Below are 15,185 nucleotides of genomic sequence, written 5' to 3'. Positions count from 1 at the left end.
TCCTCGACTCTTGACGAGCTTGCTGACACACAGTCTCATAAGAGCATGACCGCTGGCACCCCTCTTGCAACGCGAGAAAAAGTGGCGGAGCGGCTGCTCGACGCCTCCGCGAAGCACTCCTTCGACCCGGACACCGAGCTCGACTGGGACGCCCCCTTCGAGGACGGCGGGTGGTTCTGGCCCCCCGAGTTGGTCTCCCTGTACGACACCCCGCTGTGGAAGCACATGTCGCAGGAGCAGCGGATCGAGCTGAGCAGGCACGAAGCGGCCTCGCTGGCCTCGATCGGCATCTGGTTCGAGATCATCCTGATGCAGTTGCTGCTGCGGCACTCCTACGACCTGGACCCCACCAGCGGGCATGTGCGCTACGCGCTGACCGAGATCGCGGACGAGTGCCGCCACTCGAAGATGTTCGCGCGGCTGGTGACCCGGCTGGGCACGCCGGTCTACCGGCCGGCCCGGCTGGACCACAACCTCGGCCGGGTGCTGAAGACCGTCTCCACCACGCCCGGCGCGTTCACCGGCACCCTGCTGGCCGAGGAGATCCTCGACTGGATGCAGCGCCTGACCTTCCCGGACGAGCGCGTGCAGCCGCTGACCCGCGGCGTGACCCGCATCCACGTGGTCGAGGAGGCCCGGCACATCCGCTACGCCCGCGAGGAACTGCGCCGGCAGATGGCGACGGCGCCGCGCTGGGAGCTGGCCCTCACCCGGGTCTCCTCCGCCGAGGCGGCCCGGGTCATCGCCCGGTCGCTGATCAGCCCGCAGGTGTACGCGTCGGTGGGGCTGGACCCGAAGTACGCCGCCGAGCTGGCCCGCACCAGCCCGCACCGCCGCGACGTGATGCGGCAGTCCGCGAAGAAGCTGATGGACTTCCTGGAGGAGGTCGGCATGTTCGAGGGCCGCGGGGTACGCCGGATGTGGCGCAGCTCGGGGCTTCTCGGGTAGGACGACGGGCGGGCCGGATACGCTGGCGGTCATGAACGGCCGTTCGACGCCGGCGCCCGCCGCCCCCGCCTACCGCCGGCTGAGCGTCGAGCAGCGCCGTACCCAGCTGCTCGCCGCCGCCGTGGCGCTCTTCGGGCACCACCGCCCCGAGGACGTGTCGGTCGACGACGTGGCCGCCGCCGCCGGGGTCTCCCGCCCCCTGGTGTACCGCTATTTTCCCGGCGGGAAGCAGCAGCTGTACGAGGCCGCCATGCGCAGTGCCGCCGACGAGCTGCGGGACTGCTTCGTGGAGCCCGCGGCGGGCGAGATGACCCAGCGCCTGTCGAACGCGCTGGACCGCTACCTGTCGTACGTGGACGAGCACGACGCCGCGTACTCCGCGCTGCTGCGCGGCGGCAGCGTCGCAGAGACCAGCCGCACCGGCGCCATCGTGGACGAGGTGCGGCGCAGTGCCGCCGAGCAGATCCTCCTGCACCTGGGCGCCCCCCGGCCGGGTCCGCGGCTGGCGATGATGGTGCGTTCGTGGATCGCGAGCGTCGAGGCCGTGTCGCTGACCTGGATCGACGAGGGCAAGCAGCCACCGGCCCACGAGCTGCGCCGGTGGCTGGTCGACCACTTCACGGCGCTGCTGCTGGTCAGCTCCACGACCGACCAGGAGACCGCCGAGGTCGCGCTGGCCGCCCTGGGGAGGGAGAGCCCGGGCAGCCCCGCAGGTGATCTGGCCCGCCGGGTCGCGCCGCTCGCACAGGCCGTCGCACATCTGCTCCCACCTGCCATTCCATGAACACGGGCCCCGCCCTAGGGCCTACTCTGACCCCGTGAGGCATGAGGACACGGAATTCGTCGGGGGGCCGCTGGACGGCCGCGTGCTGGGGGTGCTGACGGGCATCACCGGGCAGCCCCCGAAGGTGTACGAGGTGCCGGTGCCGCAACCGGACGGCGCGGCCCCGGTCGTGCACGTCTACCACCGCGAGCCCAGCCCGGGGACGCGCGCGCAGCGCCGTACGCGGTGGGTCTTCGTCTACGACCCCGAGGGGAACCGGCCGGAGAAGCCGCGCTGGCCCTGGTCGAAGCCGCGCGCCTGAGCGCCGCGGCCGGGCTCCCGCCGGGGGCACCGGTGCCGTGTTCTGGTCCGGACCATTGACAGGATTGGTCCAGACCTGTTTGCTGCGGATTGTCATGCGCACATCTCCTCGCCCCCCAAGGAGCGGTCCCCATGAGATCCCTCGTCGCCGTGACGGCGACCCTCGCCCTCACCGCCGCCCTCGGCGGGCTGGTCGCCCTCGCGCCCTCCGCGCACGCGGGCGAGTTCCTGGTCAACGGCGGTTTCGAGAACGGCAACCTGACCGGCTGGAGCTGTGACGCGGGCACCACCCAGGCCGTCACCGGCCAGGCGAAGAGCGGCAGTTGGGCCCTGGCCGGCACCCCGGGCTCGTCCGGCACCGCGCAGTGCAAGCAGACGGTCAGCGTGGCGCCCGGCACCACGTACACCTACTCCGCGCAGGTCAAGGGCAGTTACGTCTACATCGGCGTGGACGGCGGGACCAGCACCTGGACCCCGGGCACCGGCGGGGCGTACCAGCAGCTCAGCGTGAGCTTCACGACCGGCGCGAGCCAGACGAGCGCGACCGTCTACGTGCACGGCTGGTACGCCCAGCCCACGTTCTGGGCCGACGACGTCTCGCTCACCGGCCCGGGCGGCCCGACCACCCCCACCCCCACCCCCACGCCGACCCCGACCCCGACACCCACGCCGACGCCCACCCCGACGCCGACCGACACCCCGACGGGCCCCTCCTCCCACGCGCTGGTCGGCTACCTGCACTCCAGCTTCGCCAACGGTTCCGGCTATGTGCGCATGGCCGACGTCCCCGCGAGCTGGGACTACATCGACCTCGCCTTCGGCGAGCCGACCACGACCACCTCGGGCGACATCCGCTTCACCCGCTGCCCCGTCTCCGAGTGCCCGAACGTGGAGTCCGACGCGGACTTCAAGGCGGCGATCAAGGCGAAGCAGGCGCAGGGCAAGAAGGTGCTGATCTCCATCGGCGGCCAGAACGGCCAGGTGCAGCTGACGACCGCCGCCGCCCGTGACGCCTTCGTCTCCTCCGTCGGCAGGATCATCGACACCTGGGGACTGGACGGTCTCGACATCGACTTCGAGGGCCACTCGCTCTCCCTCAACGCCGGTGACACGAACTTCAAGAACCCGACCACACCGGTCGTGGTCAATCTGATCTCCGCGCTGAAGACCCTCAAGGCCAGATACGGCAGCGGATTCGTGCTGACGATGGCACCCGAGACCTTCTTCGTGCAGCTCGGCTACCAGTTCTACGGCCCGGGCCCGAACGGCGCGCAGGACCCGAGGGCCGGCGCCTACCTCCCCGTCATCCATGCGATGCGCAACGACCTGACGCTGCTCCACGTTCAGGACTACAACTCCGGGCCGATCATGGGCCTGGACAACCAGTACCACCAGATGGGCGGCGCCGACTTCCACATCGCGATGACCGACATGCTGCTCACCGGCTTCCCGGTGGCGGGCAACACGGCCAACGTCTTCCCGGCGCTCGCGCCTTCCCAGGTGGCCGTCGGACTGCCCGCGACCTCCAACGCGGGCAACGGATGGACAACTCCGTCAGAAGTGAACAAAGCGCTCGACTGCCTGACCAAGCGGGCCAACTGCGGCTCCTACGCCACACACGGAACATGGCCGAATCTGCGCGGTCTGATGACGTGGTCGATCAACTGGGACAAGTTCGGCAACTGGGAATTCCAGCGGAACTTCGACTCGTACTTCGGCTGACATCCGGGAAACGGGTGGCTCCAATTGCCTCGGAGCCACCCATTCCGGCCGGGTCACCCTGTCGCAGGCGACCCGGTCATGTAAGGATCTACCGGCAAGCAGACCGTAATACAGTCGGAGGTGAAGGGATGTCAGCAGCAAGCAGACCCAAGGAGTGGGTGCGCAGGGCACTCGTCTGCGGGACGCTGCTGGCCGCCGCGGCCCTCGGACTGCCCGCGCAGAACGCGTTCGCGGTGCCCGACGACCCGCAACCCACCGGCCCGACCCTGGTCGTCCTGCTGGAACGGCTGCAGGACCTGTACCTCAAGGCCGAAGAGGCCACCGAGACCTACGACCAGGCCGAGTCCGAACTCAGCGAGAACCGCGGCAAGGCCAACCGCCTGGACCGCCAGCTCGCCGAGGAGCGCACGGCGCTTGCGGACGCCCGCGCGCTGGCCGGGCAGCTCGCCCGCGAGCAGTACAAGGAGGGCGGGGTCTCCCCGTACCTCAGCCTGCTGCTGAGCGGCGACCCGCAGGACGCGTTCACCCAGGGCCACATGCTCGACCGCGCCGCCGGCAGCCAGGCCGAGCTGGTCGCCCAGCTGGAGAACGGCGAGAAGCGGATCGCCGCCCTCAGCCGCGCCCAGCAGCACGCGCTGGACGGCTCGCTGCAGCTCGCGGACCAGCAGCGCGAGGCCAAGGAGGAGGTCGAGAAGCAGCTCGCGAACGTCGAGGAGATCCTCGCCGGCCTGACGGGTGCTCAGCTCGCCGACCTCCAGAAGCTGGAGGAACAGGGCATCGACCAGGCTCAGGAGGCGTTCCTGAGATCGGGGCAGCTCGGCAGCCTCTCGCTCGCGCCCTCCAAGGTCGGCAACAGCGCGTTGTCCTTCGCCTACGCACAGATCGGCAAGCCCTATATCTGGGGCGCGGAGGGCCCGAAGGCGTACGACTGCTCGGGGCTCACCTCGCGCGCCTGGCTGCACGCCGGCACCCCCATCCCGCGCACCAGCCAGGAGCAGTGGGAGCGGCTGCCCCACATCCCGCTCAACCTGCTGCGCCCCGGCGACCTCGTGGTCTACTTCCCCGGCGCCACCCACGTGGCCATGTACATCGGCAACGGCATGGTCATCCAGGCGCCCCGCACGGGCGACGTCGTCAAGATCTCCCCGATCGCCGCCAACCCGATCCTCGGCGCGGTCCGCCCGGACTCCGACGAGCCGTCGATGAAGCACTACGTCCCGCCGACCGCTCCGGACACGGCGAAGGACCGGACTCCGCTGGGCTCCACCGGCTCGTGACCGGCGCCCTGCCGCTGGTCTTCGTCACCGCCCGGAAGCGCCTGGTGGACCATGCGGGTGTGCGCGAGGGCCACACGGTCGTGGTCGACGTCCGCGGCTGACCGGCCCGCGTCCGGTCCGGCCGTCAATTCGGTGGCCGGTGCGGGACCGGCCTGCGAACATGCGCGGATGCTCACTCTCATAGACGAACTCGGCCGACTCTCCTGCACCGTCGGCGGCGAAGGCCCGCCCGTCGTGCTCGTGCACGCCGGCGTCGCGGACCACCGCATGTGGGACGCGGTCGCGCCCGCCCTCGCGGAGCGGTACACCGTCATCCGGTACGACCTGCGCGGCTTCGGCCAGTCCCCGCCACCGACCGGCCCGTTCAGCGAGACCGACGACCTGCGCCGCCTCCTGGACCACCTCGGCCACGACCGGGTCCGGGTCGTCGGCGCCTCCTGGGGCGGCCGCGTGGCCGCGGACTTCACGCTCACCCACCCGGACCGCGTCCACTCGCTGACCATGCTCGCCCCGCCGTGGCGGGGATACGACTGGTCGGCGGAGATGGTCGCGTACGACGAGGCCGAGACGGCGGCCCTGGCCGCGGGCGACCTGGACACCGCCGTCCGCGTCAACCTGGACATGTGGCTGCGCGGCCCGAGCCGCGGCTGGCAGGACGTCGCCCCGGGACTCGCCGACCGACTCCGGGAACCGATGCGGATCGCACTGACCCATCAGGACGTCGTCGGGCAGCACTCCCAGGGCGGCACGGACCGCGACGTCGCCACGATCACCGTCCCCACGCTGGTCGGCGTCGGGCGGCTCGACATCGCCGACTTCCAGGACATCGCCCGCCGCTACGCCGCCGAGATCCCCGGCGCCACGTTCGTCGAGTTCCCGGCCGCGGCCCATCTCATCGCGCTCGACTCACCCACCGAACTCCTCGCGGCGCTCGTCCCGTTCCTCGCCCGCTGACCGCCGCGGCGGTCTTTCGGGCCGGCGGTGGGCCGTGCCGGGACGGCCCGCGCCTGTCAGCCGCCCGCTGCCGCGAACAGGCCCACGACCACACAGGCCACGGCGCCGGCGGCGGGCAGATCCGCACCGATCGACCAGGTGAACCGCCGCCGGAGACCGGAGGTTCCGCGGGATGGGGCCCGGCCCCCGGTGGAGCCTGCATGACTCCGCATCGCGTCCTCGCAGACGGCAGAGAAGTTGTAGAGCAGGTCCCACAGGGAGCCGTCGAACCAGGCGAAGTCGATCTCGTCCCCTGCACGCGTCTCAAGGATGAGGCCACCGCGCCACGACTCCCGGTGCAATCGCTTCACTGCGGCACAGGGCACGACAACGTGGCGCCACACACCGCAGCGCACGATCTCACCGGGTCGCAGCACCACCCTGATGAGGGAGAAGCGCCAGCAGACGGATGCCAGCAGGAGTACCCAAGCGCCCACCAGGGCGCGATGCCAACCCACACGATCGATCGAGGAATCCGACACAACGACAAGGGCCATGCAGGCGAGAAGGCAGGCCACCATCCGGCAGAGACCGACGCGTAGCCAGCGCACGAGCTTCATCCGTCCCTTGCGATTGGGCCGATAGTGCCGTACGCGCTGTACGAGCGGAGTACCGGGCCCGTACCAGTCGTCCCGGTCCAGTCCTCGCGATCCGCCCGCCATGTCCACGACCATACCGCCGTAAGGGACAACGTCTTGGTCCGCCGAGCGGATCCGCGGGCGATGTTGCGGACGTCCGCGGGAAGGGGCACCCCCGCTGCCACCGACGGTTTTCAGGCCCTTTCATGAACGTGACCCGCCCATGGAGACCCGACCGCCCACGCGGTAACTTCCTGGCGGAGGGGTGTCATGACAGCGTGGATCATGCTGGCCTGTGGATGCGTGATGGCAGCCATGGGGACATCGACCTTGAACGGCTGGCGAGCGGCGCAGTACCGGCAGCACCACATGGCCGGTTGGGGTGCGATCGTGATGGGCGGCGGCCTGGCCTTGGAGGGGGTACCGAGGCTGGCCGGGTGGTCCTATCGAGTGGGTGCGGATCTCGCCACCGTGGCCTTGGCTCTGGTCGTACTCGGCGCGGTTCTTCAGGTCCTCGGCAGGCCGGTGAGAGCCAAGCGCACCGCGAATGGCGATGCGGACGCACCTCAAGGGCAGCCCCATTCCTGACATCACCACCTGACACCAACACGCCCGCACAGCCGGGGTGGCCCGAGGGGGACCTGTCGATGTATGCCGCTGTGAAGCAACAATCCGACTCCGGCCTGTTCGAGCTTATTTGGGGCCTCGGCGCCACCGGGTTCGGCGTCATCATCGCCGCCAACTATCGAGGCGCGGCGGAGCGCTTCGTGGACTTGGCCGGAATGGCATCGTCGTTCCGGTGGGTGGACGATCCCGAACACGGGCGAGCGAGTGCCGGCAGGTCATTGCCTCGCGCTCGGCGTATCGCCGCCGTTTTCGCGATCGCCGGACCTGTCACGATTTTCGTCGGCGCGCTCGACCTCTTGAAAGGGAATGCGGGGCCCGCGCGCATTGCCCCGGTTTCCGCTACGTTCATGGTCTGGCTTGCCGTCTGCTACCTGGTCACCATGGTGATCATGTGGCGTCGCCCCGGGATGCTTCGGGAGGTGTGGCGCGGTGGCGGAATGGGCCGGGCGGCCGCAGGCCTGTTGACGGTTGCCTTGTCGGTGATACCCGTTGCCGCCGGGATGGGGCAAAGCGCGGTCGCCTTGATCGCCTGGCTCATCGGAGGAGGAGCGGTGATGGTGCTGCTGCTGCGCAGCGACCGCACCCTCGGCCGGTAGTGGAAACGTCAACGGCCCCGGCAGAAGAACCGGGGCCGTCTCCGGGCCGTCCGAGGGCGGCCGATAGCGGCGGGTGACGACGGCCGGAAGCCCGTCAGGCTCCCGCGACCGAGGCCAGGTAGGCGGCGGTCTTGTCCGGGTCGTAGAAGTACGACTCGTAGTCGGACGGGTCGTCGAAGCCGTTGGCGAAGCGGTTCGCCACCGCGGGGAACTGGCCGGCCGCGCCGATCAGGCCGAGGATGTGCTCCGGGGGCGGGCCGAGGAGGGCGTTGGTCCACTTGGTGACCGGCTCGGCGGATGCCCAGAAGCGGGCGAAGGCGGACTCCATCCAGTCGCGGTCGAAGGGCTCGTCACCGCGCTCGACGATCGCGGCGAGGTAGGCGGCGGCGCACTTGGAGGCGCTGTTGGAACCCTGGCCCGTGATGGGGTCGTTGGCGACCACGACGTCGGCGACGCCGAGGACGAGTCCGCCCGAGGGCAGTTCGGCGACCGGCCGGCGGACGACCGGGGCGAAGCGTCCGGCCAGGGTGCCGCCGGCGTCGGTCAGTTCGACGTCGCGGGCCCGGTCGTACTCCCACGGAAGGTGACGCTTCATCAGGTCGAGGGTGATGCGCAGGTGTTCAGCCGGGTCCTTCACGCCCGCGAAGACGTCCAGCGGGCCGCCGGGCAGGCCCTCCCAGAAGAGGATGTCGCACGGGCCCGAGGTGGTCAGCGCCGGGATGACGATCAACTCACCCGCCCCCGGGACCATGTTGAGCCGCACCGCGTGGAAGTCGGGATGCTCCGGCCGCGGGCCGAGGCCGTGCACATAGGCGACGGCCAGCGCGCGCTGCGGGCTGTCGTACGGGGAGCGGGCGGCGTCCCGGCCGAACATCGAGACCAGCTCGCCCTTGCCGGCCGCGACCAGCACCAGGTCGTAGGCGCGGGAGAAGTAGTCCAGGTCGCCGAGGGTGACACCGTGGACGACCAGCTTGCCGCCGCGCTCGCCGAAGGTCTCCAGCCAGCCGGCCATCTTCACCCGCTGGTCGACGGACTGGGCGTACCCGTCGAGCCGGCCGACCCAGTCGATCGGACGTGAACCGTCGGGGGCCGCGACGGAGACGCCCAGGCCCTCGATCCGGGGGGTCTGGTCCTCCCAGAAGTTCAGGCCGAGGTCCCGCTCGTGACCCAGGGCCGTGTCGAACATGCACTGGGTGGACATGACACGCCCCTCGCGTATCTCGTCCGCCGTGCGGTTGGACATGACGGTGACCTCGTACCCGTGGGACTGCAGACCCAGGGCCAGTTGGAGGCCGGACTGCCCGGCCCCCACGATCAGTATTCTGCGCAAGACGGCACGCTCTCTCGTACGGTGCTGCTGAACATGGGTGAGGTGGGTGGGGATGCCGGAGGCGCCCCCGGGGGGCACGCCCCAGGGGGACCGCTACTCCGGGTGGGCGACCAGGGCCTGCTTGACCAGGGCCAGCAGCACCTGGATCACCGAGGGACGGTCGCGCGCGTCGCAGATCAGGACGGGGATCTCGTCCGGCACGGCCAGCGCCTCACGGACGTCGATCTCGTCGTAGGCGGTGGTGCCCTCGAAGTGGTTCACCGCGACCGCGTACGGCAGGCCGCTGCTCTCGAAGTAGTCCAGGGCGGGGAAGGCGTCCGCCAGCCGCCTGGTGTCGGCCAGCACGACCGCGCCGATCGCGCCGCGCACCAGGTCGTCCCACATGAACCAGAACCGCTGCTGGCCGGGGGTGCCGAACAGGTACAGCACCAGCTCCCGGTCGAGGGTGATCCGGCCGAAGTCCATCGCCACCGTGGTCGTGGTCTTGTCCGGGGTCGAGCCGAGGTCGTCGATGTCCTCACTGGCCCGGGTCATCACCGCCTCGGTGGTGAGCGGGGTGATCTCGGAGACCGTGCCGACGAAGGTGGTCTTGCCGACGCCGAAGCCGCCCGCCACGACGATCTTGGTCGAGGTGGGCGCGCGGCTCATGTCCAGTTGCCACTCCTGCAGGCCCTCCTCCTCCACCACCGACGTCATCTCAGAGCCTGCGAAGTCCACCGAGCACCCTCTCCAGCAGCGCGCGATCGGGGCTGCCGGGCCCGTGCCCGGTCCCGTACACACGGATCCTTCCCTGATCGGCCAAATCGCTGAGCAGCACGCGGACGACGCCCAGCGGCATGCGCAGCAGCGCGGAGATCTCGGCGACCGAGCGCATCCGGCGGCACAGTTCGACGATGGCGCGCATCTCCGGCATCACGCGCTCCGCCCAGCCCCCGGAGGTCAGCTCCCGCCGCTCCTGCGCGCCGTCGATCGTGGCCACGAAGGTCTCGACGAGCAGCACATGCCCGAAGGACGTCCGGCCGCCGGTCAGCGCGTACGGGCGCACCCGGGCCGAGCGGCGCCCCGCGCCGCGCACCGGCAGCGCCCCGGCGTGCCGGGCCATCACAGGGCTCCTTCGATCGCCTGCCGCAGTTTCGTGCGGAGTTGCGGGGTGAGCACATGCCCGGCCCGGCCGACGAAGAGGGCCATGTGGTACGCCACGATGCTCATGTCGCACTCGGCGTCCGCGTGGACGCCCAGCAGCGAGCCGTCGCTGATCGTCATCACGAACACGCTGCCGTTCTCCATCGCGACGGCCGTCTGCCGGACCCCGCCGCCCTCCATCAGGCGCGCGGCGCCGTCGGTGAGCGAGGCGATGCCGGAGACCACCGTCGCCAGGTTCGCGAAGGTGCCGGCCGGACTCTTGGGCCGTCCTGCGGCGGCGCCGCCGGCGGACTGCTCCGACGGCGACGCGTCCGAGGCGTCAGCCGCGTCCGCCGCCCCCACCTGGTCCGCCGCGTCCACGGTGGCCTCGGGTTCGTCCGACTCGGAGCTCAGCAGCAGCAGTCCGTCCGACGAGACGACGGCCACGGAGCGGACGCCCGGCACGTCATCCACGAAATTGCGCAACAGCCACTGGAGATTGCGTGCCTCGTGACTCAGGTCCCGCTCGCTCTGGGTGTCCGTTCTGGCCGACATCAACCGCGTGCCTCCTCGACGCCTTCGGCTTCGACTTGTTGTGGTCCCCCCGGGCTGACTTTCTCTTCCGCTGCTTCCGTCGTCCCCAAAGGCGCGTCCGTGTCGCGCCGGATCTCGCGTGTCTCGGCGTCCGCGTCCGCCCGTCCCTCGCGCAGGCCCTGGGCGAAGCCGCCGAGCTTGCGCCGCAGTTCCTCCGGGTCCACCGCGCTGCCCTGGCGGGCGTCACGGACCTGGGGCTCGCCCGACAGGCCGGTGGCGCGCGGGACGCGCTGCGGCAGCCCCTTGGCGGTCAGCCGCTCCCCGCCCTGGGCGGGTTCGGGCGCGGGTCCGGGCGCCGGTTCGGGCACCGGCTGGTCGGCGCGGGCGTGCTCGATCGGCTCGTGCCGGGCCTCGTCCGCCGCGGCGACGCGCTCCCCCGCGTCCCCGCCGGCCGGCAGTCCGTCCCGTTCCTCGCGCGGCGCCGGCAGCGGCGCGGATCGTGCGGACGACCGGGCGGACCGGGCGGCGCGGGGCTGCCAGGGCTCCCCGGCGACCGCGGCCTCGACCGGGGTCTGCGGGCCCTCCGGGTCCTCCGCGGGCGCCGTGAGCGAGGCCGGGACGACCACGACCGCGGTCGTGCCGCCGCGCTTGGCCTCGCGCAACTGGACGCGGATGCCGTGCCGGGCCGCGAGCCGGGCTATCACGTACACACCCATGCCGGTGGACTCGGAGGCCGGCGCGGCCGGGTCGTTCTGCGCCAGCAGGGCGTTGAGCTCCTCCAGCCGGGCGGCCGGGACGCCGATGCCGCCGTCCTCGACCGACAGCATCAGCTCGCCGCTCTCCAGCAGCCAGCCGGACAGCTGCACCTCGGTCTCCGGCGCCGAGAACGTGGTGGCGTTCTCCAGCAGTTCGGCGACGAGGTGGCTGAGGTCGTCCGAGGCGAATCCGGCGATCCGCCCGGCGGGCAGCTGCTGGATGCGGACCCGCTCGTACTTCTCGATCTCGGAGACCGCGGCACGCGCCACGTCCACCAGCGGGACCGGCCGGGGGTGCGCGTGGCCGTGCTCGGTGCCCGCGAGCAGCAGCAGGTTCTCGCTGTTGCGGCGCATGCGGGTCGCCAGGTGGTCCAGGCGGAACAGCTGGGCGAGCTCGTCCGGGTCGTGGACCAGCTCCTCCAGCTTCTCGATGAGCGTGAGCTGCCGCTCGACCAGGCCGAGGGTGCGCAGCGTGAGGTTCACATAGGTGGCGCTGACGCTGCCGCGCAGAGTGGCGAGTTCGGCGGTCAGCGCCTCCTGCCGGCTCCGCAGCAGGTCGCGTTCGGCGGCGAGCGCGTCGCGCACGCCCTGTACCCGTGTGTGCTCGGCGTCCTGCGCGGCGACGCGTTCGCGCAGGCCCGCGTTCTCCGCCCGTAGCGCGTTGACGGCGCGGGCCACCGCCGCGAACTCGTCCGAACCGACGGCCTTGACCTGCTCGTCGGCCGGGACGTCACCGCGTGCGAAGCGGTTGAGGGCGGCGACGGGACGCGTGATCGAGCGGGCGGTGGAGACGCAGGTGCCGAGCACCAGCAGGAAGCAGACGCCGGCCAGCGCGACATGCAGTTCGAGGCCGGTCACGTCGTCGGCGCGCAGCGCGGCGAGGCGGTCGGCGGAAGCCGCGGCGAGCGAGGACTCGACCCCGCGCATCAGGTCGATCCGCGCGGAGAGCGCGGACTGCACGGACGCGGACTTGAGCGCCTGGTCGGTGACGGAGAGCGAGCCCGCGTCCAGCAGCCACTTCAGCCGCTGGTCGGCGGTGGTGACGTCGGACCCGGTGACGGTCTGCTCGTACTGCTCGCCGGCGGCGGTCGACGCGGTGGCGTGGAAGTCGGCGAGCGCGGTGCGCTCGCGCACCGCGGCGGCCTGCGCGGCGCCCACCGCTTCGGCCTGGGGGCCGCCCGCGGCGAGCGCGCCGACCAGCAGGCCGCGCTGGAACGAGGCCTGGTCGACGGCGCGCGCGAGGAAGGGCAGCGCGGTGGTGTCGGCGGAGCCGCCGCGGGCGGGCAGCGAACGGGCGACGGCCGCGCCCAGACCGTTCAGCGCGTCGATGGGCGGCTGATAGGCCGTGCCGGCGGCGACGACGCCGCCAGGGCCGGCGAGCACCTTCTGCCGGATCGCGGGCAGTTCGCCGAGCCGGCGGTCGACCTCGGCGAGCGCGGCGGCGAAGGCCGGGGCGTCGGCGGTGTCGGCGTCCGCGGCGGCCGCGCGGATCTCCTTGATCTGCCGGTCGACACGCCCCCGCTCGGTCTCCGAGACGCCCGTGCCGCCCGCGGTGGACCGGCCGGTGGCGACGAGCACCGCCATGTCGTCGCGCTCGTCGGCGAGCGCGTGGCTGAGGGAGACGGCCTGCGCCTGCAGGCGGGCCATGCCGATCAGTCGCTGGGACTCCGCGAGGTCCCGTACGGCGGTCGCCACCCCCGGCGCGGAGGCGGCCAGAACCGTGACGGCGCAGATCAGCAGAGCACCGAGCAGTCTCTGCCGCACGCGCTTGGTCCGCGGGTTACGTCGTGTTCGCACCGGTGCTCGCTATCCCGTCTCGCCTGGTCCAAGTTGTCCCGAGATGACGACACATCGGCCGAGCGCCGAGCACGGCAACGTCTGGCCTCTTCCCGGCATCGTCCCGACCATCTCAGGCCGACCCGGAATGCAGATGTGCGTCCCTGACCTCGACACCCGAACGAGTGAATCGCACGCACAAGTTGACGTCCAACTCCCGCGCGGGATCGTTACCCGCGGGTTCGCGAGCGCGAACGGCGGGGAACTGGCGTCCTCCGCGCGGTCCTGGCAGGATGCGCCCCTTCACCGCCCGGACCTCGCGACGGACCGCCGCCGGGGTTCGAACAGGCCGCGCGAGCGGCTGCCGCACACTGGACGCATGCGCGTCGAGACGGCCACCGAGCCCGGCACCCCCGATCGCCCGAACGAGGACTTCGTGGCAGTCGCCATGCCCGCATCAGGTGGCGGCGGTTCACTGGTCCTGCTGGACGGCGTCACCCCGCCCGACGGCCCCACCGGTTGCCGCCACTCGGTCCCCTGGTACGTCTCCGAGCTGGGCGGTTCCATGATCGAACTGTCCGTTTCGCTCTCGGCACCGCCGCTGGCGGAGTGTCTCGCACAGGCCATCGCGCGGACCGCCGACACGCACCGCGCGACCTGTGACCTTTATCACCGGCGCACCCCTCAGGCGACGGTCGTGGCGGTCCGGTGGAATGCGGACAGCGTGGAGCATCTGGTGCTATCCGACTCGGAGTTGCTCATCGAGGACGCGTCCGGCGCGGTGGCCGCGGTCCTCGACGACCGCCTGGACCACCTGCCCGCTCCGGTGCCCGCGCTGCGCGCCGCCGTCCGCGCGCTGCCGCGCGGCACCGCGGAGCGCGCACGGGCCGCGGCGGCGTACGTCGAGGCCGTCGAGGCGCTCCGCAACGCCGAGGGCGGCTTCTTCACCGCCGCGGCGGACCCGGGCGTGGCGGCCCGCGCCGCCGTCACCGGTGTACGGCCGAGGACGTCGGTGCGCGCGATCGCCGCCCTCACCGACGGAGCGACCCGCCTCGCCGACGTGTTCGGCGAGACCGACCGGGCGGGCCTGGTCGCCCTGCTGCGCAAGGCCGGGCCCGACGAACTCGTCCGCCGGGTCCGCACGGCGGAGTCCGCCGACCCCGACGGCACCCGCTTCCCGCGCGGCAAGGCGAGCGACGACGCCACCGCGGTGTTCGTGGAGCTCTGACGCCGGACAGACCCGGTCACTCGGCCCGGCCCGGCCCGGGTGCAACGCAGCGCAGTGCGGCGCAGCGCTCACACACCTTCCTGCGAATCGTTCAGCTGCCCCAGCAGACGGGCCAGTTCGGACAGTTCGCCACGGTCCCAGCCGCGCAGCCGGCTGACGTAGCGGGCCCGGCGCGCGAGCCGCACGCGGGCGAAGCGGGCGTCGCCCTCCTCGGTCAGCTCGACGAGGAAGGCCCGGCCGTCCGCCGGGTCCGGTTCGCGCAGGATCAGCCCGAGTTCCTCCAGGGCGCGCAGCTGGCGGCTCATCGTCGCCTTGCCGACCCCGAAGTACCCGGCCAGGACGGTCGCCCGCTGCGGCCCGGTCTCGGCGAGCCGGGCGAGCAGCCCGTACGCCGCGGGTTCGAGTTCGGGGTGGACCTCGCGGGCCATTTCGCCCTGGGAGGCCCTGGCCCGCCGGAACAGGACGGTCAGTTCGCGTTCGAGCGCCTCCATCACGGGGTCGGCACCTCCGTGGGACCCGGCCGTCTCGGCCACGCGGTCACCCGCTTTCAGGACGGAAACTTCTCTTCAGGGGCCGCCGTATGCGCAGCGTCCCCAGTATTTCGCAGACGTGGAT

The 15,185-nt window shown here is 71.8% G+C and carries 16 protein-coding genes; 9 read left to right on the top strand and 7 right to left on the bottom strand.

Annotated elements, in window-relative coordinates; genetic code table 11:
- Positions 1 to 45: 45 nt before the first annotated feature.
- From ACFWVC_RS05905 to ACFWVC_RS05880, 6 genes are all read left to right on the top strand, one after another.
- A complete protein-coding gene (locus tag ACFWVC_RS05905; RefSeq protein WP_384278486.1) occupies positions 46 to 948 on the top strand; it encodes a diiron oxygenase in 903 nt (300 codons plus the stop codon).
- 31 nt (positions 949 to 979) lie between these two features.
- Complete coding sequence (locus ACFWVC_RS05900; RefSeq protein WP_384278484.1) at positions 980 to 1,732, top strand: TetR/AcrR family transcriptional regulator; 753 nt, start codon at positions 980 to 982, stop codon at positions 1,730 to 1,732.
- Positions 1,733 to 1,766: 34 nt separating this feature from the next.
- Positions 1,767 to 2,033, top strand: coding sequence for a hypothetical protein (locus ACFWVC_RS05895; protein WP_384278481.1), 267 nt, complete (start codon positions 1,767 to 1,769; stop codon positions 2,031 to 2,033).
- 131 nt (positions 2,034 to 2,164) lie between these two features.
- Positions 2,165 to 3,754, top strand: a complete 1,590-nt coding sequence (locus ACFWVC_RS05890) for a chitinase (protein ID WP_384278478.1) — start codon at positions 2,165 to 2,167, stop codon at positions 3,752 to 3,754.
- Between the two features lie 128 nt (positions 3,755 to 3,882).
- Complete coding sequence (locus ACFWVC_RS05885) at positions 3,883 to 5,031, top strand: NlpC/P60 family protein (RefSeq protein WP_384278475.1); 1,149 nt, start codon at positions 3,883 to 3,885, stop codon at positions 5,029 to 5,031.
- A 168-nt stretch (positions 5,032 to 5,199) separates the two neighbouring features.
- Positions 5,200 to 5,985: an alpha/beta fold hydrolase gene (locus tag ACFWVC_RS05880; RefSeq protein WP_384278472.1), complete on the top strand. Its 786-nt coding sequence runs from the start codon at positions 5,200 to 5,202 to the stop codon at positions 5,983 to 5,985.
- A 56-nt stretch (positions 5,986 to 6,041) separates the two neighbouring features.
- Here ACFWVC_RS05880 and ACFWVC_RS05875 read toward each other — a convergent pair whose 3' ends face one another.
- The gene (locus ACFWVC_RS05875; protein ID WP_384278467.1) at positions 6,042 to 6,584 is read right to left on the bottom strand and encodes a hypothetical protein; all 543 of its coding nucleotides are present in this window, start codon (positions 6,582 to 6,584) and stop codon (positions 6,042 to 6,044) included.
- A 288-nt stretch (positions 6,585 to 6,872) separates the two neighbouring features.
- On the opposite strand from ACFWVC_RS05875, the gene ACFWVC_RS05870 reads away from it, so the two are divergent.
- Both ACFWVC_RS05870 and ACFWVC_RS05865 read left to right on the top strand, forming a co-directional pair.
- Positions 6,873 to 7,190, top strand: a complete 318-nt coding sequence (locus ACFWVC_RS05870) for a hypothetical protein (RefSeq protein ID WP_384278461.1) — start codon at positions 6,873 to 6,875, stop codon at positions 7,188 to 7,190.
- 59 nt (positions 7,191 to 7,249) lie between these two features.
- Positions 7,250 to 7,825 (top strand): hypothetical protein, encoded by a 576-nt coding sequence (locus ACFWVC_RS05865; RefSeq protein WP_384278456.1) that lies wholly within the window; start codon positions 7,250 to 7,252, stop codon positions 7,823 to 7,825.
- Between the two features lie 94 nt (positions 7,826 to 7,919).
- On the opposite strand, the gene ACFWVC_RS05860 is transcribed toward ACFWVC_RS05865, so the two are convergent.
- From ACFWVC_RS05860 to ACFWVC_RS05840, 5 genes are all read right to left on the bottom strand, one after another.
- Positions 7,920 to 9,155 (bottom strand): styrene monooxygenase/indole monooxygenase family protein, encoded by a 1,236-nt coding sequence (locus tag ACFWVC_RS05860; RefSeq protein ID WP_384278451.1) that lies wholly within the window; start codon positions 9,153 to 9,155, stop codon positions 7,920 to 7,922.
- Positions 9,156 to 9,248: 93 nt separating this feature from the next.
- Positions 9,249 to 9,851, bottom strand: coding sequence for an ATP/GTP-binding protein (locus ACFWVC_RS05855; RefSeq protein WP_384278444.1), 603 nt, complete (start codon positions 9,849 to 9,851; stop codon positions 9,249 to 9,251).
- A 1-nt stretch (position 9,852) separates the two neighbouring features.
- Complete coding sequence (locus tag ACFWVC_RS05850) at positions 9,853 to 10,257, bottom strand: DUF742 domain-containing protein (protein WP_384278438.1); 405 nt, start codon at positions 10,255 to 10,257, stop codon at positions 9,853 to 9,855.
- Positions 10,257 to 10,832: a roadblock/LC7 domain-containing protein gene (locus tag ACFWVC_RS05845; RefSeq protein ID WP_384278433.1), complete on the bottom strand. Its 576-nt coding sequence runs from the start codon at positions 10,830 to 10,832 to the stop codon at positions 10,257 to 10,259. Before ACFWVC_RS05845 ends, ACFWVC_RS05850 begins: the two co-directional genes overlap by 1 nt.
- Positions 10,832 to 13,363 (bottom strand): nitrate- and nitrite sensing domain-containing protein, encoded by a 2,532-nt coding sequence (locus ACFWVC_RS05840; protein WP_384278429.1) that lies wholly within the window; start codon positions 13,361 to 13,363, stop codon positions 10,832 to 10,834. The genes ACFWVC_RS05845 and ACFWVC_RS05840 overlap by 1 nt, the downstream gene beginning before the upstream one ends.
- A gap of 358 nt (positions 13,364 to 13,721) precedes the next feature.
- On the opposite strand from ACFWVC_RS05840, the gene ACFWVC_RS05835 reads away from it, so the two are divergent.
- On the top strand, positions 13,722 to 14,570 hold the full coding sequence (locus ACFWVC_RS05835; RefSeq protein ID WP_384278423.1) for a hypothetical protein: 849 nt from the start codon (positions 13,722 to 13,724) through the stop codon (positions 14,568 to 14,570).
- A 68-nt stretch (positions 14,571 to 14,638) separates the two neighbouring features.
- On the opposite strand, the gene ACFWVC_RS05830 is transcribed toward ACFWVC_RS05835, so the two are convergent.
- The gene (locus ACFWVC_RS05830; protein ID WP_384278664.1) at positions 14,639 to 15,061 is read right to left on the bottom strand and encodes a MarR family winged helix-turn-helix transcriptional regulator; all 423 of its coding nucleotides are present in this window, start codon (positions 15,059 to 15,061) and stop codon (positions 14,639 to 14,641) included.
- Positions 15,062 to 15,185: the final 124 nt, after the last annotated feature.

Source organism: Streptomyces sp. NPDC058691, assembly GCF_042714775.1.
In the GTDB taxonomy this organism is placed as follows: Bacteria; Actinomycetota; Actinomycetes; order Streptomycetales; family Streptomycetaceae; genus Actinacidiphila.
Note: the sequence above shows the minus strand (reverse complement) of the source record. Positions and strands in the feature narration are given on the sequence as shown.